Below are 24,388 nucleotides of genomic sequence, written 5' to 3'. Positions count from 1 at the left end.
CCCCTGGGAAAGTCGTGCGATGTTCGTTCCGGCCTCATCGCGGGCAAGTCCGGCTCCCACAGGTTATTTGGAGAGCCCCAGATTTAGCTCCGACGCATTACTTGGGAGCCGGGCTTGCCCGCGATGAGGCCCTGCGCTGCAACGCAGGACTCACTGCGCAGTCACCACCCGATTGCGCCCACCTTCCTTGGCCTGATACAGCGCTTTGTCCGCCATAAACAGCAACTGCTCCAGACTGATTTCCTTTTCCGTCGTCCAGGTACTGATCCCGATACTGACAGTGATCGGTGTTTCCGCCCCCGCCACCAATGGCATCTGCTCCACTGCCACGCGGATTTTTTCGGCAATCTGCCGGGCCCCTGCGTTGTCCGTTTCCGCCAGGATCACCGAGAACTCCTCACCGCCATACCGCGCCACCAGGTCCCCGGGCCGCCGTACATTGGTGCAGATCACCTTGGCCACGGCCCGCAACGCATCATCGCCACCCTGATGGCCATGGCGATCGTTGAACGCCTTGAAGTGGTCTGCATCAACCATCAGCACCGACAGCGGCTTACCCGAGCGTTGAGCACGAAACCACTCATGGCGCAGGGTCTGATCCAGGGTTCGGCGGTTGGCGACACCGGTCAGGGCATCGGTGGCGGCCAAAAGTGCCAACTCCTGTTCGGCGTGATGGCGCAGGCGTAGCTCGCGGCACAGCAACCAGGTCAGCCAGAGCAGGCCGATGCACAGCACGCCGGTGGCACCGCTGATGACAATCGCGGTGCGCTTCCAGGTGGCGAACACTTCGTTGCCGGAGAGCGCGACGATGACCGTCAACGGCAGGTTGCCGACCCTGGAAAAGGTGTACAGGCGTTGTAGATGATCGACGCTCGACACGCTGTCGAAGCTGCCCGCGCCCTCACGCAGGATGCGCATGACATTGGGCCTGCCGGCGAAGTTCTTGCCGATGGGGTCGTTGATCAGATGAGGTTTTTGTGCGAGCAGAATGCCGTCGTCATTGATGATGCTCAGGGTGCTGTCGTTGCCGATGTCCAGGCTGTTGAATAATTGTTCGAAGTACGCGAGGCGCATCGATGCCACGGCGACGCCGAGAAACTCGCCAGTGGACGAGGAGATGCGTCGACTGAAGCTGATCCGCCATTCCTCGCTGTCGTCGCAGTCGCAGCGGGGTTTGAATGGCCGGCTGATGAACATGCCGGTGTCACTGTTAAACGCATGGGCGAGGAAATAGTCGCGGTCCGCAAAGTTGCCGGGCTTGGGATCGATCAGCGATGAGTCGGCGAGGACGTCCCCGTGCTTGTCCAACAACAAAATATCGCCCTTGAAGCGCGCGGTGGTGGAGCGATCGAACAGCACCAGATGGCGAATCTGCGGCGAAACCTGTTTCAGGTCTTCGCGCTGCGACGCGGCAATCAGGCCTTGCAGGGTCAAGTCGTAGAGCTCGACGGTGCGCAGCACGTCTGCGTCGATCAACTGCGCAATGGTGGTCGCGCCGCGGGTCGCGGCCTGCTGGGCGTTGGCGTGTTCGCGGATCAGCAGAAACGCGACGATGCTGAGAATCGCGATCACCGTCAGCAGGCTGCCAAGCATCACCATGAGCTCAGGTCGTCCGGTCTTGCCTGATAGGTGTTGGGGGGGGCTCACTGGCATGGGGCGTTTGTCTGCTTGAAGAGCATAAAAAAGGCCAGCAAAACGCGCTGGCCTTTACTTATTCAAGCTTAGAAGACATTGAACGGGAACGCACTTGCGCCAATCCCCAATGAAAAAAAAGCCGCTGATAGCAGCGGCTTTGAAGACAACTTTTCAAAGGGAAGAGCCGATGAAAAGTGTCGAGGGAAACAGGTGTTCGATGAGTCAGCTGTCTTTCTCAACCCGTTGCTGGGTGGCGGAAGTGGACGCTTGAGGGGTTTGCGCGGCGTCTTGAGCCTTGGCCGTCATTTCGCTCTGATCGTAGGCGGCGGCGCGTGCAGCATTTTGCGCGACGAACGTCTGCGACTCTTCCGCGATTGCGAACGGAGACAGAAACAATGAGGACAAAACGAAAGCGCTGGCAATACCCGTAATGTTGGACATCTTTTAAACCTTCTTGCTTGGCAAGTGCTGTTTGGTGCGGGCAAAGATAAGGATCTTGGCCGATGGGAAACAGAGCCAATCGAAGAAAGGACTGTTGCGCCAGAAGCAACAGTTTGCCAGTGATCATTCCCAAGCTCTGCGTGGGAATGATCATGGGTAGGGTCAGACGGGGAGGTGAATACCGAAGGTATTCATGCCGTGGTCGCTGCGCACAAACACATCGCCGCCATGCATCAGCGCAATCGCCTTGACGATCGCCAGCCCCAATCCGTGATTGTTGCCACTGTTGCTGCGCGACGCATCTACCCGATAAAACCGTTCAAACAACCGTGGCAGATGCTCACTGGCAATCGGCGATCCAGGGTTGGCCACACCAATGCTCACTTGATGTTCCTCAACCTCGATCCGTACCTGAATCACTTGCCCGGGCTCAGTGTGCTGCACCGCGTTGCTCAGTAAATTGATCAACGCCCGGCGCAGATGCGCGATCTCGATCCGCACCTGCGCATCGCCGCTGACCTGCACCTGAACCTGTGCATCCTCAAGAATGAAATCCAGATACTCCAGCGTTGTCGCCACTTCAACGGCGAGGGAAGTGGACGTCAGTTTGGTGGCCTTGCTGCCCTGGTCCGCGCTGGCGAGAAACAGCATGTCGTTGATGATCGAGCGCAGCCGTTCCAGTTCTTCGAGGTTCGATTGCAGCACTTCAAAATAGTGTTCGGCCGAGCGCCCGCGCGTCAGCGCGACCTGGGTCTGGCCGATCAGGTTGGTCAGCGGCGAGCGCAATTCATGGGCGACGTCGGCGTTGAACGACTCCAGCCGCGAATAGGCCTGCTCAACCCGCTCCAGTGTGGAGTTGAACGAGTTGACGAATTGATTCAACTCCGGCGGCAGCGACGACAGGCGCAAGCGTCCGGAACGCAGCGGCGGCGCCAGGCGCTGGGCTTCCTGGGACAGTTTGATCAAGGGTTTAAGGCCGATGCGCGCCACCCAGTACCCTAGCGCGGACGCCAGCAACACGCCGACAATCGCCAGGCTGATCAGCGCGATCAGCAGGTGATGCTGAGTCTCGAAAAATGTTTCGGTGTCGATGCCGATCATGAAGCGCAGCGGTGGGCGTTGATCCTTGGCCGGGAACTGGCTCACCAGCACTTTCAGCGGATAAGGATGATCCGGCAACTGCAAGTCGCGCATGCCCAGCGGCCCTTCGGCGAAGGCGCGAATCTGCGGTGTCGGGTTGCCATATTCGTACGGCGGATCGCCGCTGATAATCCAGAAACTGATGCGCTTGTCTTCCTCGCCAAGCAGCTTGAGCTTGTTGTTGATCTTCACCCAATGCTCGGGCGTGCCGTAACGGCCGACGGTGGACTCGAGCACGCTGTAGCGCGCATCCAGCTCGGCTTCGGGCAACAGACCCAGGCCCTTGTCGACCTGCTGATACAACGCCCAGCCGATCAACAAAAACACCAACAGCGCCACCAACGTGAACATCCCGCTCAGGCGCAGTGCGATGGAGTTACTGGACACCACGGCTCTCCAGCACATAACCCATGCCACGAATCGTGTGCAGCAGCTTCTCGTCGAACGGCCCGTCGAGCTTGGCCCGCAGACGCTTGATCGCGACCTCGACGACGTTGGCGTCGCTGTCGAAATTGATGTCCCAGACCATCTCGGCAATCGCCGTTTTCGAGAGGATTTCGCCTTGCCGACGAGCCAGCACACTCAGCAGCGAGAACTCTTTGGCGGTCAGGTCCAGGCGTGTGCCGGCGCGGGTCGCTTTGCGGCTGATCAAATCTATCCACAGGTCAGCGATACTCACTTGTACCGGTTCGTGACCGCCGCTGCGCCGGGTCAGCGCTTGCAGGCGCGCCACCAGTTCAAGGAAGGAAAACGGCTTGCCGAGGTAATCGTCAGCGCCGTCGCGCAAGCCTTTGATGCGATCTTCGACGCGCTCGCGGGCGGTGAGCATGATCACCGGAGTTTGCTTGCGCGCACGCAAGGCGCGCAGCACGCCGAAGCCGTCGAGGCCCGGCAGCATGACGTCGAGGACGATCACCGCGTAGTCACTTTCCAGCGCCAGGTGCAGGCCTTCAACGCCGTCCCGCGCCACATCCACGGTGTACCCCTGTTCCGTCAGGCCGCGGTGCAAATAGTCCGCGGTTTTTTCTTCGTCTTCGATAATCAGAACGCGCATGACCCCGCCTCAGTCTGTGGTCGCCAACGCCGGTACCGGCGAAGGTTTGGGCCCGTGAAATAGCCGCTCAAGCCACAAGTATATGACCGGAGTGGTGAACAGCGTCAGCGCCTGGCTCACCAGCAAGCCGCCAACCACCGCGATACCCAGGGGCTGGCGCAGTTCGGCGCCGGTGCCGTAGCCGAGCATCAGTGGCAGCGCACCGAGCAAGGCGGCGAGGGTGGTCATGATGATCGGTCGGAACCGCGTGATACAGGCCTGGAAAATCGCCTCTTCCGGCGGCAAGCCACGGTTGCGCTGGGCGTCCAGCGCGAAGTCGATCATCAGGATGCCGTTCTTCTTCACGATACCGATCAGCAGCACCAGCCCGATCAGCGCCATGATCGAAAAGTCCTGGCCGCAGATCCACAGCATGATCACCGCCCCCAGCCCCGCCGACGGCAGCGTCGAGATGATGGTCAGCGGATGCACGAAGCTCTCGTAAAGCACGCCGAGAATGATGTACACCGCCACCAGCGCCGCCAGAATCAGCCACGGCTGGCTGGCCAGCGAACTCTGGAATGCCTGGGCCGCGCCCTGGAAATTGCCGCTCATGGCCGCCGGCATGCCGATGTCGGCCTTGGCCTGGTTGAGCATGATCACCGCATCGCCCAACGCCACGCCAGGCGCGAGGTTGAACGACAAGTTGGCGGCCGGGAACATGCCGTCGTGGGCGATGGACAACGGACCGACCGTGGGTGCGTCAAATTTGGCCAGCGCCGACAGTGGCACCATTTCCCCACTCAGCGGCGAGCGCAGGTAGAAGTAGTTGAGGCTTTCGGCTTTGCCGCGTTGCTGGGTGTCCAGTTCCAGAATCACGTTGTACTGGTTGATCTGGGTCTGGAATTCATTGACCTGTCGCTGACCGAACGCATCGTACAGCGCTTCGTCGACGTCACTGGCGGTCAGGCCGAAACGCGCCGCGGCGCTGCGGTCGATGCTGATGTGGGTGATGCTGCCGCCCAGTTGCAGGTCATTGGAAATATCGCGGAACGCCGGGTTGCGGCGCAGTTTTTCCGTGAGGCGCTGGGTCCAGGTGCTGAGGGTCGCGCCGTCGTTGCTCTTGAGCACGTATTGATACTGGGCGCGGCTCGGGCCGGAGCTGAGGTTGATGTCCTGGCCGGCGCGCAGGTACAGCACGATGCCGGGGACTTTCATCAGTTGTGGGCGAATCCGGTCGATGAACTGGCTGGCGGAGACGTCGCGGTCGCCGCGTTTTTTCAGGGAAATCCAGAAGCGCCCGTTGGCGATGGTCTGGTTACTGCCCGACACCCCGACCGAGTGGGAAAACGCCGCAACCGCCGGATCCGCCGCGACGATCTCGGCCATCGCTAGGTGTTTTTTCACCATGTCGCCGTAGGAAATGTCGGCGGCTGCTTCGGTGGTGCCGAGGACAAAACCGGTGTCCTGCACCGGGAAGAAGCCCTTCGGAATGAAGATGTAACCGACGACGGCCAGGCACAGGGAAAGACCAAACACGCCGATCATCAATTTCTGATGGGCGAGGGCGCGGCGCAGCAGTTTTTCATAGCCGCCCACCAAGCGTTCGCCGAACGTCGGTTTGCTGTGGGCGTGGTGCACCGGCGCACGCATGAACAGCGCGGCCAGCGTCGGCGCCAGGGTCAGCGACACCACCACCGAAATCATGATCGTCGACGTCGCGGTCAGGGCGAATTCCTTGAACAGCCGCCCGACCACGCCGCCCATGAACAGCAGCGGAATGAACGCCGCCACCAGCGAGAAACTGATCGAGACCACGGTAAAACCAATCTCGCCCGCGCCCTTGATCGCCGCTTCGCGCATGCCCTCGCCAGCCTCAAGGTGTCGGTGAATGTTCTCGACCACCACAATTGCATCGTCGACCACAAACCCCACGGCCACCACAATCGCCACCAGGGTCAGGTTGTTCAGGCTGAAGCCCATGATGTACATCAGGGCGAAACTCGCGATCAGGGAAACGCCCAACACTGCAGACACAATCAGCGTCGCCGACCATTGGCGCAGGAACAGCGCCATCACCGCCACCACCAACATGATCGCGATCAGCAAGGTGATTTCCACTTCATGCAAGGACGCGCGGATGGTCTGGGTGCGGTCGACCAGTACCTCGACCTGCACCGAGGCGGGGAGCATGGCTTCCAGCGCCGGCAACACGGCTTGAATTCGATCCACGGTCTCGACGATGTTCGCGCCCGGTTGCCGGGAAATCACCAGGTTCACCCCCGGCTTGTCACCGGCCCAGGCTTGCACGTAGGCATTTTCCGACCCGTTGACGACTTTGGCGACATCCCGCAGGTGAACCGGAGCGCCGTCCTTGTAGGAGACGATGAGTTGGCTGTATTCCTCGGGGTGAAACAACTGGTCGTTGGTCGACAGCGTGGAAATGCTCGACTCGCCGTACAACGCACCTTTGGCCAGGTTGAGGCTGGTGTTCTGGATTGCCAGACGTATGTCGGCCAAGGTCAGGCCGATAGCGGCGAGTTTGTCCGCCGAGGCTTGAACGCGAATCGCCGGACGTTGCTGACCGGTGATGTTGATCTGGCCTACGCCTTCGATCTGGCTGATCTGGCGGGACAGCAGGGTTTCCACCAGGTCACTGAGCTCGGTGCCGGGCATTTGCGTGGAGTTGACGCTGAGGATCAGCACCGGGCTGTCGGCGGGGTTGACCTTGCGCCAGGTCGGCAGTGTTGGCATGTCCTTGGGCAGTTTGCCGGCGGCGGTGTTGATCGCGGCCTGGACTTCCTGGGCGGCGGTGTCGATGCTTTTTTCGAGGGTGAATTGCAGGGTCAGGTTGGTCGAGCCCAAGGCGCTGCTCGACGTCATTTGGGTCACGCCGGGAATGGCGCTGAATTGCACTTCAAGCGGCGTGGCCACCGACGACGCCATGGTCTCCGGGCTGGCGCCGGGCAATTGCGCGGCCACCTGAATGGTCGGGAATTCGGCTTCCGGCAGCGGCGCAATCGGCAGGCGCGGGAAGGCAATGGCGCCGAGCAGCACCAGCGCAAAGGTCAGCAGGATGGTGGCGACCGGGTGATCGATGCACCAGGCCGAGACCGAGCCGTGGCCCTTCATGGCTTCGGCTCCGTTTGCACCACTTGTGGCGGATCGCTCATGACCTGCACGGTCGACCCCGGTTTGAGTCGCGACTGGCCATCACTGACCAGCACATCGCCCGGTTTCACGCCTTTGATGATGTCCTGACTGCTGCCTTGGGCAACCACCTGCACGGTCACGGTTTCCACTTTGTCGCCGTTGACCCGGTACACGAAGTGTTGATCGGGACCGCGTTGTACGACGGTGGGTGGCACCACCAGCGCATCTTTCTCCAAGGCAGTCTGAATTTTTACCGTCACCAGCAGGCCCGGCCAGAGTTTCTGCCCGGGGTTGTTGAATTCGGCCTTGGCGCGGATGGTGCCGGTGTTGGCGTTGATCTGGTTATCGATCAGGGTCAAGTGACCTTCGCCCAGCAAATTGCCGGTTTCACCGTCGGTGTCGGCGCCAATGTAGGCTTTCACTTGTGCGCGTTGCGGGTCGCCGATCAGCCCTTGCAGGGTCGGCAACATTTGCTGCGGCAGGGAGAACTCAACGGCGATGGGGTCGATCTGCGTCACCGTGAACAGGCCCTGGGCGTCGGTCATGCGCAGGAAGTTGCCTTCATCCACTGTACGAATACCGACGCGCCCGGTGACCGGCGAGTGAATCTGTGTGTAGGAGAGCTGCACCTGAGCGGCGTCGATTGAAGCCTGGTTGCCCTGGGCGGTGGCCTTGAGCTGATTGACCAGCGCTTGTTGCTGGTCGTAGGTCTGTTTGGACACGCCGTCATCAACGCTCAGTAATTTGTAACGCTTGAGGTTGACCAGTGCCACTTGCAACTGCGCCTGGTTTTCTCCCAGTTGAGCGCGGGCCTGATCGAGGCTGGCACGGATCGAGCGGTCATCGATGGTGGCCAACAGGTCACCTTTGTTCACCAATTGGCCTTCCTTGACCATGATTTTGGTGAGAATGCCGTCGATCTGCGGGCGCACCACCACACTGTGCAAGGACAACACCGACCCGATACCGCTGACATAACGCGGCACATCTTTCTCAACGACGTTGACCACGCGCACCGGGATGGCGGTCGGGGCGGTGAGCTTGGCGGTGGCCGGTTTGACGAGGTACCAGGTGCCCAGCGCTGCCAAGGCCATTAGCAGACCTGCGATCAAGGCGGGTTTTTTCTGAATTCGCATGCGAGTGGGGCGCCGGGCTGAGAGGTTGGGGTATTTTCAGGTTTATACCCTTCTTTATAACCCTGTCAGCCCGTCAGGAAGGTGACTGCTAACTGACGGGGCTGTCAGTTTGGGATTTTCAAATTTGCGGCGATGGGCCCGCCAGCACAAAACCCGACGGACTCACGCGCGGTGTGAAGCTTGCGGCTCTCGACACAGGTATACTGCCGCCTTTCGCGGCTCGCTGACCGGGCCCGACTCTATGTGCATCACCCGGAGCTTTCATGACTTCCCCGACACAACCGCCGGTTGCCGACGCTTTGAGCGACGACCAGGCAGACCTGCCAGACAGCGTCGACTCCAGCGCAGACAGCGAAACCAAAACCGCGATCCCGGCGTTCAAGTTCCCGTTCAAACCAGGTGATCTGGCTGCCGCGAAGAACGCCAGTCAGCCCTGGTACAAGAATGGCGCGAAGAATGGTCATACCAAGACGCCTGGGGCGGCGCCTCCGGGTACGCGTCGTTCGATGGGCAAGCGCTAGGATTTGACTTGAGCGGTGCCTGATCTGCCGTCATCGCGAGCAGGCTCACTCCTACAGTTAACGTCACAGGTCACAGATTCTGTGTACGACGAAGAACCACTGTGGGGGCGAGCTTGCTCGCGATGGGCCATACCCGGCGACATCAATCCTGAATCAAGCCGCCCGCAACGAAATAAACGCATAGTTCACCGGTGCTTCAGTCACCAGTTGCGCACCCGCCGCCTGCACCTGCCCGGCAATGTCATCCCCCGACACATGAAACAGCCACTCACCCTCCGGCGCCGCCAGTGGTTGCGCTGACACTTGATCAATAACCGTGGCAAACGCGTTCATGTCCGGCAGATAAGCGGTAAACCCATCGCCCTTCAGCGCTGTCGTGCGAATCCCCAGCAACGCGCAAATCGCGTCCTTGGCCTGAATATCATCGCGATCCGCCTGGCGAGAACGCTGGATCAACTCCACCAGCTCCTGATCCACCACCTGACCGCCGATGATCAAATCCGGGCCCTGTTCCCATGACTCGGGCGGACAATCCTTGATCGCTGTGTTCAGCAGGATGTGCGGGTTGATTTCTGCCGGGTAGATACGGCACACCAGCGGTCGGCGCTCGTAGATGCGGCACAGGTTGTCTTCGTCAAGATTCCGGCAGCGACCGACGTTATAGGCGGCGAAGGTGATCGCCACGTACGCCTCGGACGCGCCGCTTCGAACCAGCACCGAACGGCGTTCGGCGTGTTCGCGTTGCTGCACCGGCAAGCCCAGGCCGTTACCCAGAAAACCCTCGACCAGCACGATCACTTGACCGCCATCGGCCGCCCACATGCGGGCTTCCGCCAGGGTCAGGGGGACGTGGTGGTCGGTGCAGCACTTGCCGCAACCTACGCAGGAAAACGTTGTGTTCATTGATCGCCGGGCCGCATGTGAGGGCAAGAAACGGCGACAGAATGTCACCGCACTGCTCAGCGATGAAGCAAGTTATGCGCCATTCACTGGGACTTGGCGGTCGGGTGAACGGAGTCCCACTCGGTCACATAGGCGGTTTTTGTCTTCTTGTTGTAGAGGCACAGCTCGGTGCCTTGCTGGCCTTTCATGTGTTTTTGCGGGTATTGGCCTTGCAGCAGGAGGGCGGTGTAGTCGACCCGGTCATCGAATTGCGCAGGGTTGCCGACGGGCTTGGCGTTTTTCAGGCCGCTGGCTTTGGTGCAACTGGTGAGGACGGCTTTGTCGTAGGCGGCCCAGGCGTCGGGGCTGGAGGCGTGGGCCTGGGAGGCGAGGGCGGTGAGGCAGAGGAAGGTCAGGGTGGCGGCTTTCATTGGTCGGGCATCCATTGGGTTTGTATGGCCGAGTATGCCTTAAGGTCTGATGACGCGGGTCAGACGGGAACCGGCTCCCGGCGGACCACATACATCCCGGCACTTTCATACAGCCGCTGCGCCCGAAGGTTGTCTTCCAATACCTTCAAATCGACAAACCCTTCCCGACGTTGCTGAAACACGTGAAACGCCTGCAGCAACAAGGCGCGGCCCAGCCCGAGGCGTTGCGCCCGCGGGTGGACCACCAGGTTCTTGATGTAGGCGCTGGTCCAGCACTGGCATACACCGACGATGCCGTCGGCATCCAGCGCAATGAAACACAGGGCTGGATCGTATTCGGGATCGGTTTCAAACCGCTGCTGCCACACCTCCAGTATCGGGACGCGGCCGCCACCGTCCTGGTAACCCTGTTCCATCAAGTGATGAACGGCGACTGCCAATTCAGGGCGGTATTGGCTGAGGACGATGCCTTCAGGCCAGGTGATCACCGGCACAGCCTCGGCGAGGTTGCGCCGCATCAAATAGCAAAAGTGCTCGGCCACCTCTTAATGACCTTGTTCAGCGACAGCCCGGGCCGCCTCGATCAGGCATTTGGTCAGTTCGGGCGAAGAGAACTTGGTCAGCACCGCGTTGGCCCCGGCCAGACGCGCTTTCTCACTGTTCATCGCGCTGTCCAGCGATGTGTGCAGCAGCACATAAAGGTGCGAGAAGTCCGGCGTCTCGCGCAGGGTGCGGGTGAAGGCGTAGCCGTCCATCTCCGACATTTCGATGTCCGAGACGATCAGGTTGATCTGCTGGGCCGTGCCTTGCAGGTCGAGCAGGCAGTCGATGGCCTCCTTGGCGCTGCGGGCGGTGTGGCATTGCAGGCCGAGGTTGCGCAGGGTATGCACGGATTGTTGCAGGGCGACCTGGCTGTCATCGACCACCAGAATGCGTGCGCTGCCCAGTACTTCAGCGTCTTCCATGCTCAGTTCGGTGGGGGCCGTTTCGATCTGTGCCGGGGCGATGCCGTGGATGACTTTTTCGATGTCCAGCACTTGCACCAGCGTGCCGTCGACCGAGGTCACGCCGGTGATGTACGAGCGCACGCCGCCGGAACCAAAGGGTGGCGGGCGGATGTCGGTGGTGAGGCAGTGGACGATCTTGCTCACGGCCTGAACATGCAGGCCCTGCTTGGAGCGACTGACGTCGGTGACGATCAGGCAGCCACCGTTCGGGTCTTCCAGCGGGCGTTCGCCGATGGCACGGCTCAGGTCGATTACTGACAACGAAGCGCCGCGCAGGGTGGCGATGCCTTTAACGTGAGGATGCGACTCCGGCAGCCGGGTCAGCGGCGGGCAGGGGATGATTTCGCTGACTTTGAGCAGGTTGATCGCCATCAGCTTGCCGCTGCGCAAGGTAAACAGCAAAAGCGAAAGTGAATCTGCGCGGGCTTTGTTGGTGGACATAAAAACCTTCTGTGGAAAAAGGTGATGGGCGAGTAAAAAGTCGCCAAAAACTATTGATGCCGGGTTATCGACTTGTTGGGGGCAGGCTTTAGGCTAAATACCCATTCCCGGCCCAACGGCGAACCCTGTGGCGAGGGAGCTTGCTCCCGCTGGAGTGCGAAGCACTCCCGATCAGGTGATGTGTGTTTTCAGACTATCCGCATTTTCAGGTTTTGCGGCTGCTTCGCAGCCGAGCGGGAGCAAGCTCCCTCGCCACAGTGGGGGGGTTATTTCATCCCTAGGCGCTTGGCCATCCTCCCGAGGTTCGCCCGATCCAGGCCCAACTCGCGCGCCGCGCTCGCCCAGTTGTTGTGATGCCGCTCCAGGCAAGCGCTGATCAATTGCCGCTGATAATTCTCCGTGGCCTCACGCAGATCACCGGCTACTAATGACACAGGGCTGACGACGGGTTGTTCGGTAAGCACCTCGACACTGCCAGTAGGCAAATCCAGATCCGCCGCACTCAGGCTGAGAATCTTCGGTCGATCCTTGCAATTACCCAGCGCTTTAAGCGCGCTGCGACCAATCAAATGCTCCAGCTCCCGCACATTCCCCGGCCAGTTGTAGGCCAGCAAGGCCGCCTGGGCGTCGCTGTTCAAACGCAGGCTGTTGAGGCCCATGCGTGAACGATTTTGCTCCAGGAAGAAGCCGCTGAGCAGCAATACATCCCGCCCGCGATCGCGCAGTGCCGGGACTAACAACGGGTAAACGCTCAAGCGATGGTAGAAGTCGGCACGGTAGCGACCGTTGCGCACTTCTTCGGCCAGGTCACGGTTGGTCGCCGCGATCAGGCGCACGTCCACTGTGTGTTCCTTGTCCGAGCCGAGGCGCTGCAACTGGCCGCTTTGGAGGACGCGCAGCAGCTTGGCCTGCACCGTCAGTGACAGTTCACCGACCTCATCGAGAAACAGCGTGCCGCCATTGGCCAGTTCGAACTTGCCGCGACGATCATTCATCGCGCCGGTGAACGCGCCGCGCACATGGCCGAACAATTCGCTTTCGACCAAGGTGTCGGGCAGTGCCGCACAGTTGAGGCTGATGATCGGTTTGTCGGCGCGGGCAGAGGCGGCGTGAATCGCCTGCGCGACCAGTTCCTTGCCGACCCCGGTTTCGCCGGTGATCAGCACGGTCAGGTCGCTGCCACCCACCAGGTTGATCTCTTCCACCAAGCGTTTGTGGGACTTGCTCTGGCCGATCAACTCGCGGTTCTGCTGACCGCTGGCTTGACGGTAAACCTCGGCGCGCTGGTGCTCGTCTTCGACGCGGTTGGCCAGGCGCTCAATGCGCTCGGCAGCGTTGACTGTGGCCGCAGCGAGGCTGGCAAAGGCTTGCAGGGCATCCAGTTCGATCGGTTCGAATTGCTCCGGGTCGAGGGCGTCGAGGGTCAGCAAACCCCATGGGCGCTCGTCGATGAACAGCGGGCAACCCATGCAGTCATGGACTTCCAGATGATCGTCGAGACCCTCGACCAGTCCGTCGTAAGGGTCGGGCAAGTCGCTGTCGGCCGCAAAACGGGTCGGGCCGTGGCTGCTCAGCAAAGCCTCGAATCGCGGGTGCTCGCTGATTTTGAAGCGCCGGCCCAGGGTGTCCGTGCTCAAGCCATCGACGGCCAGCGGCACCAACCATTCGCCATCAAGGCGCAGCAGGGCCGCGGCATCGCAGGGGAGCAGGGCGCGCATGGCTTCGAGCAAGCGTCGATAACGCTCGCCTTCGGGCAGTTCGCGGGACAGGTCGGAGACCAGGGGCAGCAGGGCGGTGAGCAGGGATTTTGCAGTCATAGTGACTCCGTGTAGTCGACATGACTATAAAACAGTGTGTGTCGATATGACTACGATGTTCTTAAACTATTGATTTATATGGTTTTATTACTTGGCACGGAAACTGATAAGTCTAAGGAAATACACATCAAGCTCCGGAGTCGTCCTTATGCTGAGCGTTCAAGACCGTGCCATCGTCAAATCCACTGTACCGTTGCTGGAAAGCGGCGGCGAAGCGCTGATTACTCACTTCTACCGCATGATGCTCTCCGAATACCCGGAAGTCCGCCCGCTGTTCAACCAGGCCCACCAGGCCAGCGGTGATCAGCCGCGTGCGTTGGCCAACGGTGTCTTGATGTACGCACGGCACATCGACCAGCTCGACCAGTTGGGCGACCTGGTGGCCAAGATCATCAACAAGCACGTGGCCCTGCAAATCCTGCCGGAACACTATCCGATTGTCGGCACCTGCCTGCTGCGTGCCATCGCCGAAGTGCTGGGCGAAGAAATCGCCACCCCTGAAGTCATCGCGGCCTGGGGCGCTGCTTATGGGCAACTCGCCGAGATTCTGATCGGTGCCGAAACCAGCATCTACGATCAGAAGGAACAGGCGCCCGGCGGCTGGCGCGGGGCGCGGGAATTCATCGTCACGGCCAAGGTTGAAGAAAGCGCGGAAATCACCTCGTTCTACTTCGAACCTGCCGACAAAGGCCCGATTCTTGAGGCTGAGCCTGGCCAGTACATCGGCATGAAACTGATCCTCGACGGCGAAGAGATCCGTCGCAACTACTCACTGTCGGCGCTGGCAAACAAGGGCGAGTACCGCATCAGCGTCAAGCGTGAAACCGGTGGGCGGGCGTCCAACCATTTGCACGATCAGTTGCATGTCGGGGCGAGCATCCAGCTGTTCCCGCCATCAGGTGAATTCACCCTGACGGCCAGCGACAAACCGCTGGTGCTGATCAGCGGCGGTGTCGGCATTACTCCGACACTGGCGATGCTCGAAGCCGCGCTGGCCACCGAGCGCCCGGTGCATTTTATCCACTGCGCGCGTAACGGCAGCGTGCATGCCTTTCGCGACTGGATCGATGGGTTGGCTGAGCGTCATCCGCAACTCAAGCGTTTCTATTGCTACGCCGAGGATGACGGTGTGAGTCCGGCGGCGGACAAGGTCGGGTTGTTGAGCCGCGAGCAGTTGGGCGAGTGGTTGCCCGAGCAGCGTGACCTGGATGCTTATTTCCTGGGGCCTAAGGGGTTCATGGCGGCGATCAAGCGCCACCTCAAGGCGTTGGGGGTTCCGGAGAAGCAGAGCCGTTATGAGTTCTTTGGGCCGGCTTCGGCGTTGGAGTAACTGTATGTGGCGACTCGGGAGACCGAGTCGCCTTCTTCGCGAGCAGGCCGCACCACGGTCTCAATTCTTGATGACAGTCAGAAAAGTTAATCCCTTCTTAACCGGCTTATCGTTTATTCCCCCAATCCACCGGCACGCGCCAGGCTCTCAAACCTCCGAGCCTGCGTGTAGACTGGCGGCAACTGCTATCTAAAAGGGAAACGCGATGAGCGAGGAAACAATGCGATTGGGGCGCGAACGGCGCTATCTGGTGTTACTGGGCATCATCTGCCTGGCGCTGATCGGCGGCGCGCTGTACATGCAAATTGTGTTGGGCGAGGCGCCATGCCCGCTGTGCATTCTCCAGCGCTATGCGTTGTTGTTTATCGCGGTGTTTGCCTTCATCGGCGCGGCCACGCGTACCCGTCGCAGCATTACCGTGTTCGAGACGCTGGTGGTCATCAGTGCCCTGGCAGGCACAGCGGTGGCCGGGCATCACGTCTACACCCAGTTCTACCCTGCGGTCAGTTGCGGCATCGATGTGCTGCAGCCGATTGTCGATGGTCTGCCGCTGGCGAAGATCTTCCCGCTGGGCTTCCAGGTGGATGGCTTCTGCTCCACGCCGTACCCGCCGATCCTCGGTCTGTCGCTGGCGCAATGGGCGCTGTTAGCGTTCGTGCTGATCGTGATTCTGGTGCCGTTGCTCACTTCGCGTAACCGTAAAGCGCTGCGCTGAGGCGGTTCGCCGCACTGCTGCGTCATCCATAAAAACGCCCCGGCCCTCGTTGAGGGGGCCGGGGCGTTTTGCATTTTCAGAGGCCAGGTAAAAAGACCTTGATGCGCGACAAGCAACGGTGCGGCACGTGTGCGACATGTTGTCACAGCGCGAGTGTCGCAAGGCATTTCAAGGGGCTGAATTGGCATGGGGGCGGGCAACAAAATTGGTCTGTTGCCGCGGCACATCATCTGACCTCGGAAATGCTGGAACAGGCAGTTTTAACAGGGTCTGGCAAATTGCCAAAGCCCTTGTCACATAGGGGGTTGAGCAGGGTAGGGGGAGGACGCAGTCACCCCGAAGCTGTCTGAACTGCGCTCGGTAGACCTACTATTTTTAGTGTTTTTGTTGAGAATCAATTTCGATACCATGCCGGACTTTTGCGAAATCCGTTAATGATTGTTGCTGGAATGGATAAAAATTATTTCGGGATGAGACATGGTTTATGAATCGTTACATATCTACAATCGCCCGCACTGAATTCCCGGCACTGCTCATCATGAGCAGAAAGTAGGGCGTCGAGAGGCTTGAACGCCTCATGCGACTCCCAGGTGTCGGAGCCTTCCAACTATCCGCACCAAATGGAATTGGTCTGTAACAAGGCCTTTGACCACGAATTCGAATAAGAACTTACCGCTGTCCCAGGATTTGTCGAGCAGCGTCTGACGCGCGACGGGCGGCCCTTATTCAATCCAAGAAAAATGCCAACCCTTGGCAGGGTGAAGTGTTGGCGATCAAAACCCAACTGCATTGCGCAAGCTGCTTTAGAGGTCGTGAGATGAGTAAAAACAGGTACCCCAGACTACTAGGCTTATTGCCGCTGATTGGCACATTGTTGCTGTCAGGCTGCAACATGACCTTGCTCGATCCCAAGGGCCAGGTTGGCCTGGACGAGCGAAACCTGATCATCACCGCAACGCTGCTGATGCTTCTTGTCGTGGTACCGGTCATCGTCATGACCTTCCTGTTCGCCTGGAAATATCGCGCCTCCAACACCGACGCCGTCTACACGCCGAAGTGGTCGCACTCCACCAAGATTGAAATCGCGGTGTGGGCTATTCCAGTGCTGATCATCATTGCCCTGGGTTATGTCACCTACAAGTCGACCCACGCTCTGGACCCGTACAAACCACTGGAATCCGACGTCAAGCCGATCACCATTCAAGTGGTATCGATGGACTGGAAGTGGCTGTTCATCTATCCGGAACAAGGGATTGCCACGGTCAACAAGATCGTCTTCCCGGCCAACACGCCGATCAATTTCCAGATCACTTCCGACACCGTGATGAACTCGTTCTTCATTCCGGGCCTGGGCGGTCAGATCTACGCGATGGCGGGCATGCAGACCAAGCTGCACCTGATCGCCAACCAGAACGCTGAATTCGACGGGATCTCCGCCAACTACAGCGGCGCGGGTTTCACCGGCATGAAGTTCAAAGCAATCGCCACCTCTCAGGCGGACTTCGATGCCTGGGTCAGTGATGTCAAGAAGGCACCTAAACAGCTTGAAAAAGCTGAATACGAAGCCCTTTCCAAACCAAGCCAGAACAATCCAGTAGCGCTCTACTCCTCGTTCACGCCGAACCTGTTCCAGACCATCGTCGACAAGTACGAAGGCATGAAACCAGGTCCGAAAGTGGACCACGAGAAGAAAGAGAAAGAAGTGGCCCAGATGGAAGGGATGGACATGAGTTCGCATTCAGCTGCCGGGGCAGAGGAGTAAACGATGTTTGGTAAATTAAGTTGGGAAGCGGTCCCGTTCCACGAACCGATCGTGATGGTGACCATCGCCATGATCGCGCTCGGCGGTCTGGGCGTGTTCGCTGCAATCACCTATTTCAAGAAGTGGACCTACCTGTGGTCCGAATGGCTGACTTCGGTCGACCACAAGAAAATCGGCGTGATGTACATCATCGTCGCCATGGTCATGCTGCTGCGCGGTTTTGCCGACGCCATCATGATGCGTACCCAGTTGGCCCTGTCCACCGAAGGCTCGCCGGGCTACCTGCCGCCTGAGCACTATGACCAGATCTTCACCGCTCACGGTGTGATCATGATCATCTTCATGGCGATGCCATTCTTCACCGGCCTGATGAACCTTGCAGTGCCGCTGCAGATCGGCGCGCGTGACGTTGCCTACCCGTTCCTGAACTCCCTGAGCTTCTGGCTGCTGATGTCTGGCGTCGTGCTGGTGAACGTGTCCCTGGGTGTCGGCGAATTCGCCCGTACCGGTTGGGTGGCGTATCCACCGCTGTCGGAACTGGGCTACAGCCCTGGCGTGGGTGTGGACTACTACATCTGGGCGCTACAACTATCCGGGCTAGGTACGACGCTAACCGGGGTCAACTTCCTGGCCACCGTGCTGAAAATGCGTACCCCGGGCATGAAACTGATGGACATGCCGATCTTCACCTGGACCTGTACCTGGGCCAACGTTCTGATCGTCGCTTCCTTCCCGATCCTGACCGCTACCCTGGCACTGCTGACGCTTGACCGTTACATGGATTTCCACATTTTCACCAATGAACTTGGTGGCAATCCGATGATGTACGTCAACCTGTTCTGGGCGTGGGGTCACCCCGAGGTTTACATCCTGATTCTGCCGGCGTTCGGGATCTTCTCCGAAGTCATCTCGGCGTTCTCCGGCAAGAAACTGTTCGGCCACCACTCGATGATCTACGCCTCGGGCGCGATCTCGATCCTGGGCTTCATGGTTTGGCTGCACCACTTCTTCACCATGGGTTCGGGTGCCAACGTCAACGCCTTCTTCGGTCTGGCGACGATGCTGATCTCGATCCCGACGGGGGTGAAGCTATTCAACTGGCTGTTCACCATCTACCAGGGCCGTCTGCGCATGACCAGCCAGGTTCTGTGGACCCTGGGCTTCATGGTGACCTTCGCGATCGGCGGCATGACCGGCGTACTGCTGGCCATTCCGGGTGCTGACTTTGTCCTGCACAACAGCCTGTTTGTAATTGCTCACTTCCACAACGTGATCATCGGCGGCGCCGTGTTCGGCTACATCGCTGGTTTCGGCTTCTACTTCCCTAAAGCGTTCGGCTTCAAGCTGCACGAAGGTTGGGGCAAGGCAGCATTCTGGTTCTGGATCTCGGGCTTCTTCGTCGCGTTCATGCCGCTCTATGCTCTGGGCTTCATGGGCATGACCCGTCGTCTGAACGCCACCACCAACCCTGAGTGGGTGCCGTACCTGTACGTGGCCATGTTCGGTGCGGTCATGATCGCCTGCGGTATCGCCTGCCAGTTGATCCAGCTCTACGTCAGTGTTCGTGACCGTAAGAAGCCGGAAAACATGTGCGAACACGGTGACCCGTGGAATGCCCACACGCTGGAATGGTCGACCTCGTCGCCACCACCGTTCTACAACTTTGCCGTACTGCCAAAAGCCGACTGCATCGACCCGTTCACTGAAGCCAAGGAAGACGGTACTGCGTACCAGACTCCGGTCAAGTACGAGCCGATCCACATGCCAAACAACACCGCGACCGGCCTGGTCATGGGTGCTCTGTTGACCGTGTTCGGTTTCGCGATGATCTGGCACATCTGGTGGATGGCCATCTTCGGCCTCGCCGGCGCCGTGATCTACTTCGTGATCCACGCTGCCCGTGATGACCAGGGCTACATGGTGCCGGTCGACGTGATCGAGCGCACCGAAGCCGAGCAGCGCAAACGTCTGGTAGCCGCAGGGAAAATCCCGGCCACTGCCACCCGTGTTGAAACCTCGTTGGAACAGGCTTAAACCATGTCGAACTTAGTGACCAATGCTGGACACACCCATGTCGATGGACATGGGCACGATGACCATCACCACGACTCGGGCGAGATGACCGTATTCGGTTTCTGGCTCTACCTGATGACCGACTGCATTTTGTTTGCGTCGATCTTCGCGGTGTACGCGGTACTGGTTAACAACGTAGCGGGTGGCCCGTCGGGCCACGACATCTTCGAGCTGCCATACGTGCTGGGCGAAACTGCCTGCCTGTTGTTCAGTTCGATCACCTACGGCTTCGCCATGCTGGCGTTGTTCAAGGGCAACAAGAAGGCGGTACTGGGCTGGTTGGCCATCACCTTCCTGTTCGGCCTGGGCTTCATCGGCATGGAGATCAACGAGTTCCACATGCTGATCTCCGAAGGCTACGGTCCTAACCGCTCTGGCTTCCTGTCCGGGTTCTTCACCCTGGTCGGCACCCACGGTCTGCACGTGACCAGCGGTCTGATCTGGATGGCGATCATGATGTATCAGGTCCAGAAAAACGGCCTGACGGCGACCAACAAGACCCGTCTGAGCTGCCTGAGCCTGTTCTGGCACTTCCTGGACGTGGTGTGGATCTGCGTATTCACCGTTGTTTACCTGATGGGGACTCTGTAATGGCTAACGCACACTCCCATGGTCACGACAGTCACGACGCCAGCCACGGCAGCGTCAAGTCCTACGCCATCGGCTTCATCCTGTCGGTGATCCTGACGATCATTCCTTTCGGCCTGGTGATGTACCCATCGCTGCCAAAAGCCATGACCCTCTGGATCGTACTGGCCTTCGCCGTGATCCAGGTGCTCGTGCACCTGGTGTACTTCCTCCACCTGGACCGCTCCGCTGCCCAGCGTAACAACGTGATCGCGTTTGTCTTCGCTGCATTGGTAATCGTCCTGTTGGTAGGCCTGTCGCTGTGGATCATGTTCAGCATCCACACCGTCATGATGGCGCACTGAGGAAAGTCCGGATGTCCTTTAAGCACTTTATCCAAATCACCAAACCGGGGATCATTTTCGGTAACGTGCTTTCTGTGGCGGGCGGATTTTTCCTGGCCTCGAAAGGGCATGTCGATCTGGCCATTTTCCTGGCCGCCATGATCGGCACGTCCCTGGTGGTGGCTTCCGGTTGCGTGTTCAACAACTGCATCGACCGCGACATCGACCTGAAGATGGAACGCACCAAGAACCGCGTGCTGGTCCAGGGCTTGATTTCCCTGAAACTGGCCCTGGCCTTTGCGACCGTCCTGGGTGTTGCCGGCGTTGCGTTGTTGTACAAGGTGGCTAACCCGTTGGCCGCGCTGTTCGCCGTGATCGGTTTCGTCATCTACGTCGGCTTCTACAGCCTGTACCTCAAGCGCAAGTCGGTTCACGGCACGCTGGTGGGCAGTCTGTCGGGCGCCATGCCGCCGGTGATTGGCTACGTCGCTGTGACCAACAGCTTCGACATGGCCGCACTGACGTTGCTGGTGATGTTCAGCCTGTGGCAGATGCCGCATTCCTACGCCATCGCGATTTTCCGCTTCAACGATTACCTGGCCGCATCGATTCCGGTGCTGCCAGTGAAGCGCGGAATCCAGGTGGCCAAGAAGCACATCCTGATCTACATCCTGGCCTTCCTCGTGGCGACCTTGATGCTGACCTTCAGCGGCTACGCCGGCATGAGCTACCTCGCCGTCGCCGCGGCCATGGGCATGTACTGGTTGTACATGGCCTGGACCGGTTACAAGGCAGTGGATGACACGGTCTGGGCACGCAAGCTGTTCGTGTTCTCGATCTTCACCATTACCGCGTTGAGCGTGATGATGTCCCTGGACTTCAAAGTGCCGACCGAGCTGCTGCTGACGTACGCGCCTTAAGCGTCGGATGCTGTAAACAAAAGCCCCGCCTTCGAGAGAAGTGCGGGGCTTTTTGTTGGGGCTTTCTTTTGGACCGTGTCGTGGCCATCGCGAGCAGGCTCACTCCTGCATTCGACCGCGTTCTTTCCTGTGGAATGCAATCGAGTGTAGGAGTGAGCCTGCTCGCGATGGCCACACCTCGGTCGTCAGCAAGCTCACTTATCAAGCAACCGGAAAAACCGCTCCCGCACCAGTGGATCATCGCTATGCGCAACATTGAAGCGCAGAAAACTATTGGCGTCGGCCGCTTTACTCAACATCGCTCCGGGCGCCAGTACCAGGTCATTCTTGAGGCCTTTGTTGGCGAGGGTTTCGGCATGGAACCCGCCGGGCAGACGCGCCCAGATGAACAGTCCTTCGCCCGGCACCGATGACACTGAGCATCCGGCCTCCACCAGCCAGCGCGCCACGCGACTGCTCGACTCATACAAGCGATCCACCGTGCGCCGGATGTGCTTGGCGTAGCTTCCGTTGCTGAGCATGGTGCAGGTGATTTGCTCCGCCAGTTCCGAGGTCACGCCAGCGATGCTCATCTTCAGGCTGATCATTCGGGCGGCCAGTTGTGGTGATAACACGGCGTAGCTGACCCGGCTATTGGCCGTCAGGGTCTTGGAGAAACCGGACACGTAACTGACATTGTCGAGCCCGCTGGCGGCCAGGCGCGGGGTGCGTCGTTGCTGGAGATCGCCGTACAGGTCATCTTCAACAATGTGAAAACCGTAGCGGTGACTCAACTCCAGCAGGCGATACACCTGCGCCGCCGAAAACGAGTGCCCGGTCGGGTTATGCAAGGTGCTGTTGGTCATATAGAGCACGGGGCGGTGGACGATCAGCAGGTGCTCGAACGTCTCCAGATCCAGCCCGCTGCAATCGCGGGGAACGGTGAGGACCTTGGCGCCGTGCAACGCCAGATTGGTGTGCAGGTTGAAGTAGCACGGATCGTCGAGCAGCACCGTATCGCCGGGTTTTATCAACAGGCGCATCAGTTGGTCGATGGCCTGCATGGTGTTGGCGGTGGTGATGATTTGTTCCACCGGCACTTCGATGCCGAAGCCCGACAACTTGACCCGCAATGCCTCGCGCAGCGGCCGGTAACCGCCGACCTCACCGTATTCGCCCATGCGCAGCGATGTCGCACGAAGGGTGCCGCGCACGGCTTTGAGCAGTTCATCCGCCGGTAACCACGAGCCGGGTAGAAATCCACAACCGGGACGTAGAGCGTCGTTATCCACAAGAATCGCACGGCGGACACGGCTGAGGGTGTCTTGCGGTTGCAGGTCTGGGGCAGTAGCGGTTGGGGGCTGAGTGCTTGCCCGGTGGACGTAATGCCCCGAGCCCTGGCGTGAGACCACCAGTCCCTTGGCCCGCAATCGGTCGAGGGCGTCCACCACGGTGGATTTTCCGACGTTCATCAATTCGGAGAGTTCGCGAATCGGCGGCAACTTGGCCCCGTGCGGCAGGCCTCCCTGGCTGATGGCTTCGGACAGCTGATCGACAATCTGCTGCACCAGCGGCACCCCCGGCTGGAACTCGATGGCGGCGATCACAGCGCGTTGAGCCTGCATTTTACTGGTCTCCCTGGCAGTAAAGTTCGCTGGATTCTATACGAACTTGCCCTGATCAAGAGAAGCGTCTGTCTCTACCATCAAAATCGCGTTTGTATGGTGGATCAAGAGGGCTCAGTAGATGATTAGGCAAACAACCCGCGACGAACGTTTCCTCGAGATGGCGAAAGAGCATGGCTTCGATATCTACGACGAGAACGCGGCCGGGGGGCATTACGCGCCACTGCTTCGGCATGTCGATGAGCTGTATGTCAGTGGCCTGGTGCCGCGCATGAACGGCAAAATCCAGTACCCGGGCCGGGTGGGCCTGGAGCTTAATTTGGCCGATGCCCAAGAGGCCGCGAGCATCAGCGCGATACGCGGTCTGGCATTGATCCGCGAGGCCGTCGGCTCACTGGATAACGTCAAGGCCCTGCTTCGTGTCACCGTTTATGTGAAATCCACGTTCGATTTCGTCGACCTCAGTGAGGTGGCCAACGGCGCGTCGGATGTCTTCACCCAAGTGTTGGGCGATGCTGGCAAACATACGCGCACGACGGTCGGTGTTTATCAGTTGCCGAAAAACGCGCCGGTGGAAGTGGACATGATTGCGGCGCTGCATCCTTCGATTTCCTGATTTTTGCAGGCAATAAAAAGCCCCGCTGCAAGGGCGGGGCTTTTGGGTTGGGCCGTGTTACTGCGCGGCGATGCTGTAGCCGTCGAACGCGGTTTGTTGCTGCAGTGCGGTGATGATGTTCTTGCGGTTGACCGCTTGTTCGACGCCGGCGTTATCCAGGAACGTCTCGCTTTCAATCACGGCGTCTTCGCCTTCGCCGACGAAGGTAAAGCCGAGGAACTCCAACGCTTTGCGGTCAACGTTCAGGCTTGAACGCGGGGTGCGCAGTGGCAGGGTGACGTTGATGCCGTCCTTGCTGATGGTGAACACTTCGAGGTCTTTCTTGGCGCGAGCCACTTTGCTTTTGCCACTGCTTGGGTTGCTGATGGCTTGGTGAGTCTGGTTCAGCACTTTCAGCGCGAGGCCGTAGACGATTTCCTGAAACGCCGGGTCATCCTTGAAGCTGGAGAGAATCCGGCTGATCGGGAATTTGCTGCTCAGGTCTTCGAGAGCGGCAATGTCGGCCGCTTCCGCGTCCTTGAGTTGTTTGAGTTCGCCCATCAGTTCATAGGCTTTATCGTCGTCGAAGCTGTCGTGTGCCTGGCGAATTGCGGCGCGCAGTTCGCGGATCTGGTCGCTTTCCCGGGTGGATTGAAAAGCGTCCAGGACCATCTCGCTGATGGTCTTGGCCTGAGGCACATGCTGTGAAAGATTGATGGAGTTTTCGTATTCCGCTTTGGACGACAGGGTGACTACGGATTCAGCGGTGTTGGAATCGGACATTGAAATTTCACTACTTCTTTTAACTTGAATTGAGGCGAGAAAGCACAGGGCCTTTTCA

Annotated in this window: 22 protein-coding genes; 9 read left to right on the top strand and 13 right to left on the bottom strand. The window is 59.4% G+C overall.

From position 1 onward, the window contains the following. Positions 1 to 150: 150 nt before the first annotated feature. The 6 genes from SB725_RS19495 to SB725_RS19470 form a co-directional block, all read right to left on the bottom strand. Positions 151 to 1,599 (bottom strand): sensor domain-containing diguanylate cyclase, encoded by a 1,449-nt coding sequence (locus SB725_RS19495; protein ID WP_410922493.1) that lies wholly within the window; start codon positions 1,597 to 1,599, stop codon positions 151 to 153. Positions 1,600 to 1,857: 258 nt separating this feature from the next. After that, positions 1,858 to 2,076 (bottom strand): hypothetical protein, encoded by a 219-nt coding sequence (locus tag SB725_RS19490; protein WP_059182184.1) that lies wholly within the window; start codon positions 2,074 to 2,076, stop codon positions 1,858 to 1,860. 162 nt (positions 2,077 to 2,238) lie between these two features. After that, complete coding sequence (locus SB725_RS19485) at positions 2,239 to 3,603, bottom strand: heavy metal sensor histidine kinase (protein ID WP_027922698.1); 1,365 nt, start codon at positions 3,601 to 3,603, stop codon at positions 2,239 to 2,241. Further along, the gene (locus SB725_RS19480) at positions 3,593 to 4,270 is read right to left on the bottom strand and encodes a heavy metal response regulator transcription factor (protein ID WP_007943491.1); all 678 of its coding nucleotides are present in this window, start codon (positions 4,268 to 4,270) and stop codon (positions 3,593 to 3,595) included. Before SB725_RS19480 ends, SB725_RS19485 begins: the two co-directional genes overlap by 11 nt. A gap of 9 nt (positions 4,271 to 4,279) precedes the next feature. Continuing rightward, the gene (locus tag SB725_RS19475) at positions 4,280 to 7,381 is read right to left on the bottom strand and encodes a multidrug efflux RND transporter permease subunit (RefSeq protein WP_410922492.1); all 3,102 of its coding nucleotides are present in this window, start codon (positions 7,379 to 7,381) and stop codon (positions 4,280 to 4,282) included. Beyond that, the gene (locus tag SB725_RS19470) at positions 7,378 to 8,538 is read right to left on the bottom strand and encodes an efflux RND transporter periplasmic adaptor subunit (RefSeq protein ID WP_027922700.1); all 1,161 of its coding nucleotides are present in this window, start codon (positions 8,536 to 8,538) and stop codon (positions 7,378 to 7,380) included. Before SB725_RS19470 ends, SB725_RS19475 begins: the two co-directional genes overlap by 4 nt. Positions 8,539 to 8,801: 263 nt before the next feature. On the opposite strand from SB725_RS19470, the gene SB725_RS19465 reads away from it, so the two are divergent. Beyond that, positions 8,802 to 9,059 carry a hypothetical protein gene (locus SB725_RS19465; RefSeq protein ID WP_027922701.1) on the top strand — a complete coding sequence of 86 codons (258 nt, stop codon included), beginning with the start codon at positions 8,802 to 8,804 and terminating at the stop codon, positions 9,057 to 9,059. Positions 9,060 to 9,212: 153 nt separating this feature from the next. Here SB725_RS19465 and SB725_RS19460 read toward each other — a convergent pair whose 3' ends face one another. From SB725_RS19460 to norR, 5 genes are all read right to left on the bottom strand, one after another. After that, entirely contained in the window at positions 9,213 to 9,962 is a 750-nt protein-coding gene (locus tag SB725_RS19460; RefSeq protein ID WP_027922702.1) for a YkgJ family cysteine cluster protein, read from the bottom strand. 83 nt (positions 9,963 to 10,045) lie between these two features. Next, positions 10,046 to 10,372: a hypothetical protein gene (locus SB725_RS19455; RefSeq protein WP_027922703.1), complete on the bottom strand. Its 327-nt coding sequence runs from the start codon at positions 10,370 to 10,372 to the stop codon at positions 10,046 to 10,048. Between the two features lie 59 nt (positions 10,373 to 10,431). Beyond that, positions 10,432 to 10,890, bottom strand: coding sequence for a GNAT family N-acetyltransferase (locus SB725_RS19450; protein ID WP_027922704.1), 459 nt, complete (start codon positions 10,888 to 10,890; stop codon positions 10,432 to 10,434). Positions 10,891 to 10,917: 27 nt separating this feature from the next. Then, positions 10,918 to 11,820: a chemotaxis protein CheV gene (locus tag SB725_RS19445; protein ID WP_027922705.1), complete on the bottom strand. Its 903-nt coding sequence runs from the start codon at positions 11,818 to 11,820 to the stop codon at positions 10,918 to 10,920. A 266-nt stretch (positions 11,821 to 12,086) separates the two neighbouring features. After that, complete coding sequence (gene norR / locus SB725_RS19440) at positions 12,087 to 13,637, bottom strand: nitric oxide reductase transcriptional regulator NorR (RefSeq protein WP_027922706.1); 1,551 nt, start codon at positions 13,635 to 13,637, stop codon at positions 12,087 to 12,089. A gap of 148 nt (positions 13,638 to 13,785) precedes the next feature. Between norR and hmpA the strand changes: the two genes are divergently transcribed. The 7 genes from hmpA to cyoE all read left to right on the top strand — a co-directional run bounded on the left by hmpA (position 13,786) and on the right by cyoE (position 21,348). Beyond that, the gene (gene hmpA / locus SB725_RS19435; RefSeq protein WP_059182187.1) at positions 13,786 to 14,967 is read left to right on the top strand and encodes an NO-inducible flavohemoprotein; all 1,182 of its coding nucleotides are present in this window, start codon (positions 13,786 to 13,788) and stop codon (positions 14,965 to 14,967) included. A gap of 205 nt (positions 14,968 to 15,172) precedes the next feature. Continuing rightward, the gene (locus SB725_RS19430; RefSeq protein WP_027922708.1) at positions 15,173 to 15,682 is read left to right on the top strand and encodes a disulfide bond formation protein B; all 510 of its coding nucleotides are present in this window, start codon (positions 15,173 to 15,175) and stop codon (positions 15,680 to 15,682) included. Positions 15,683 to 16,499: 817 nt separating this feature from the next. Beyond that, positions 16,500 to 17,444: a ubiquinol oxidase subunit II gene (cyoA, locus tag SB725_RS19425; RefSeq protein ID WP_027922709.1), complete on the top strand. Its 945-nt coding sequence runs from the start codon at positions 16,500 to 16,502 to the stop codon at positions 17,442 to 17,444. A 3-nt stretch (positions 17,445 to 17,447) separates the two neighbouring features. After that, positions 17,448 to 19,478, top strand: a complete 2,031-nt coding sequence (cyoB, locus tag SB725_RS19420) for a cytochrome o ubiquinol oxidase subunit I (protein ID WP_027922710.1) — start codon at positions 17,448 to 17,450, stop codon at positions 19,476 to 19,478. Between the two features lie 3 nt (positions 19,479 to 19,481). After that, a complete protein-coding gene (locus SB725_RS19415) occupies positions 19,482 to 20,108 on the top strand; it encodes a cytochrome o ubiquinol oxidase subunit III (protein ID WP_027922711.1) in 627 nt (208 codons plus the stop codon). Further along, entirely contained in the window at positions 20,108 to 20,449 is a 342-nt protein-coding gene (gene cyoD, locus SB725_RS19410; protein ID WP_222588365.1) for a cytochrome o ubiquinol oxidase subunit IV, read from the top strand. The genes SB725_RS19415 and cyoD overlap by 1 nt, the downstream gene beginning before the upstream one ends. Before the next feature lie 11 nt (positions 20,450 to 20,460). Then, positions 20,461 to 21,348 (top strand): heme o synthase, encoded by an 888-nt coding sequence (gene cyoE, locus SB725_RS19405; RefSeq protein ID WP_027922713.1) that lies wholly within the window; start codon positions 20,461 to 20,463, stop codon positions 21,346 to 21,348. 194 nt (positions 21,349 to 21,542) lie between these two features. Here the strand turns inward: cyoE and SB725_RS19400 are convergent, their stop codons facing one another. Further along, positions 21,543 to 22,952: a PLP-dependent aminotransferase family protein gene (locus tag SB725_RS19400; protein ID WP_410922491.1), complete on the bottom strand. Its 1,410-nt coding sequence runs from the start codon at positions 22,950 to 22,952 to the stop codon at positions 21,543 to 21,545. A 121-nt stretch (positions 22,953 to 23,073) separates the two neighbouring features. On the opposite strand from SB725_RS19400, the gene SB725_RS19395 reads away from it, so the two are divergent. Then, on the top strand, positions 23,074 to 23,568 hold the full coding sequence (locus tag SB725_RS19395) for a RidA family protein (RefSeq protein WP_027922715.1): 495 nt from the start codon (positions 23,074 to 23,076) through the stop codon (positions 23,566 to 23,568). A 57-nt stretch (positions 23,569 to 23,625) separates the two neighbouring features. Here the strand turns inward: SB725_RS19395 and SB725_RS19390 are convergent, their stop codons facing one another. After that, positions 23,626 to 24,330 (bottom strand): hypothetical protein, encoded by a 705-nt coding sequence (locus SB725_RS19390; protein ID WP_027922716.1) that lies wholly within the window; start codon positions 24,328 to 24,330, stop codon positions 23,626 to 23,628. Positions 24,331 to 24,388: the final 58 nt, after the last annotated feature.

The sequence above is a fragment of the Pseudomonas sp. SIMBA_041 genome, assembly GCF_046535095.1.
Classification (GTDB): Bacteria; Pseudomonadota; Gammaproteobacteria; order Pseudomonadales; family Pseudomonadaceae; genus Aquipseudomonas; species Aquipseudomonas mucoides.
The sequence above is the reverse complement of the archived record's forward strand: the minus strand, read 5'-3'. Positions and strand labels throughout refer to the sequence as shown.

Coding starts and splice junctions, on each gene's coding strand:
- SB725_RS19400 (WP_410922491.1), bottom strand. CDS start 22,952: ATGCAGGCTCAACGCGCTGTGATCGCCGCCATCGAGTTCCAGCCGGGG.
- cyoB (WP_027922710.1), top strand. CDS start 17,448: ATGTTTGGTAAATTAAGTTGGGAAGCGGTCCCGTTCCACGAACCGATC.
- norR (WP_027922706.1), bottom strand. CDS start 13,637: ATGACTGCAAAATCCCTGCTCACCGCCCTGCTGCCCCTGGTCTCCGAC.
- cyoA (WP_027922709.1), top strand. CDS start 16,500: ATGAGTAAAAACAGGTACCCCAGACTACTAGGCTTATTGCCGCTGATT.
- SB725_RS19475 (WP_410922492.1), bottom strand. CDS start 7,381: ATGAAGGGCCACGGCTCGGTCTCGGCCTGGTGCATCGATCACCCGGTC.
- SB725_RS19390 (WP_027922716.1), bottom strand. CDS start 24,330: ATGTCCGATTCCAACACCGCTGAATCCGTAGTCACCCTGTCGTCCAAA.
- SB725_RS19495 (WP_410922493.1), bottom strand. CDS start 1,599: ATGGTGATGCTTGGCAGCCTGCTGACGGTGATCGCGATTCTCAGCATC.
- hmpA (WP_059182187.1), top strand. CDS start 13,786: ATGCTGAGCGTTCAAGACCGTGCCATCGTCAAATCCACTGTACCGTTG.
- SB725_RS19470 (WP_027922700.1), bottom strand. CDS start 8,538: ATGCGAATTCAGAAAAAACCCGCCTTGATCGCAGGTCTGCTAATGGCC.
- SB725_RS19490 (WP_059182184.1), bottom strand. CDS start 2,076: ATGTCCAACATTACGGGTATTGCCAGCGCTTTCGTTTTGTCCTCATTG.
- SB725_RS19460 (WP_027922702.1), bottom strand. CDS start 9,962: ATGAACACAACGTTTTCCTGCGTAGGTTGCGGCAAGTGCTGCACCGAC.
- SB725_RS19445 (WP_027922705.1), bottom strand. CDS start 11,820: ATGTCCACCAACAAAGCCCGCGCAGATTCACTTTCGCTTTTGCTGTTT.
- cyoD (WP_222588365.1), top strand. CDS start 20,108: ATGGCTAACGCACACTCCCATGGTCACGACAGTCACGACGCCAGCCAC.
- SB725_RS19465 (WP_027922701.1), top strand. CDS start 8,802: ATGACTTCCCCGACACAACCGCCGGTTGCCGACGCTTTGAGCGACGAC.
- SB725_RS19415 (WP_027922711.1), top strand. CDS start 19,482: ATGTCGAACTTAGTGACCAATGCTGGACACACCCATGTCGATGGACAT.
- SB725_RS19395 (WP_027922715.1), top strand. CDS start 23,074: ATGATTAGGCAAACAACCCGCGACGAACGTTTCCTCGAGATGGCGAAA.
- SB725_RS19455 (WP_027922703.1), bottom strand. CDS start 10,372: ATGAAAGCCGCCACCCTGACCTTCCTCTGCCTCACCGCCCTCGCCTCC.
- SB725_RS19480 (WP_007943491.1), bottom strand. CDS start 4,270: ATGCGCGTTCTGATTATCGAAGACGAAGAAAAAACCGCGGACTATTTG.
- SB725_RS19430 (WP_027922708.1), top strand. CDS start 15,173: ATGAGCGAGGAAACAATGCGATTGGGGCGCGAACGGCGCTATCTGGTG.
- SB725_RS19450 (WP_027922704.1), bottom strand. CDS start 10,890: ATGCGGCGCAACCTCGCCGAGGCTGTGCCGGTGATCACCTGGCCTGAA.
- cyoE (WP_027922713.1), top strand. CDS start 20,461: ATGTCCTTTAAGCACTTTATCCAAATCACCAAACCGGGGATCATTTTC.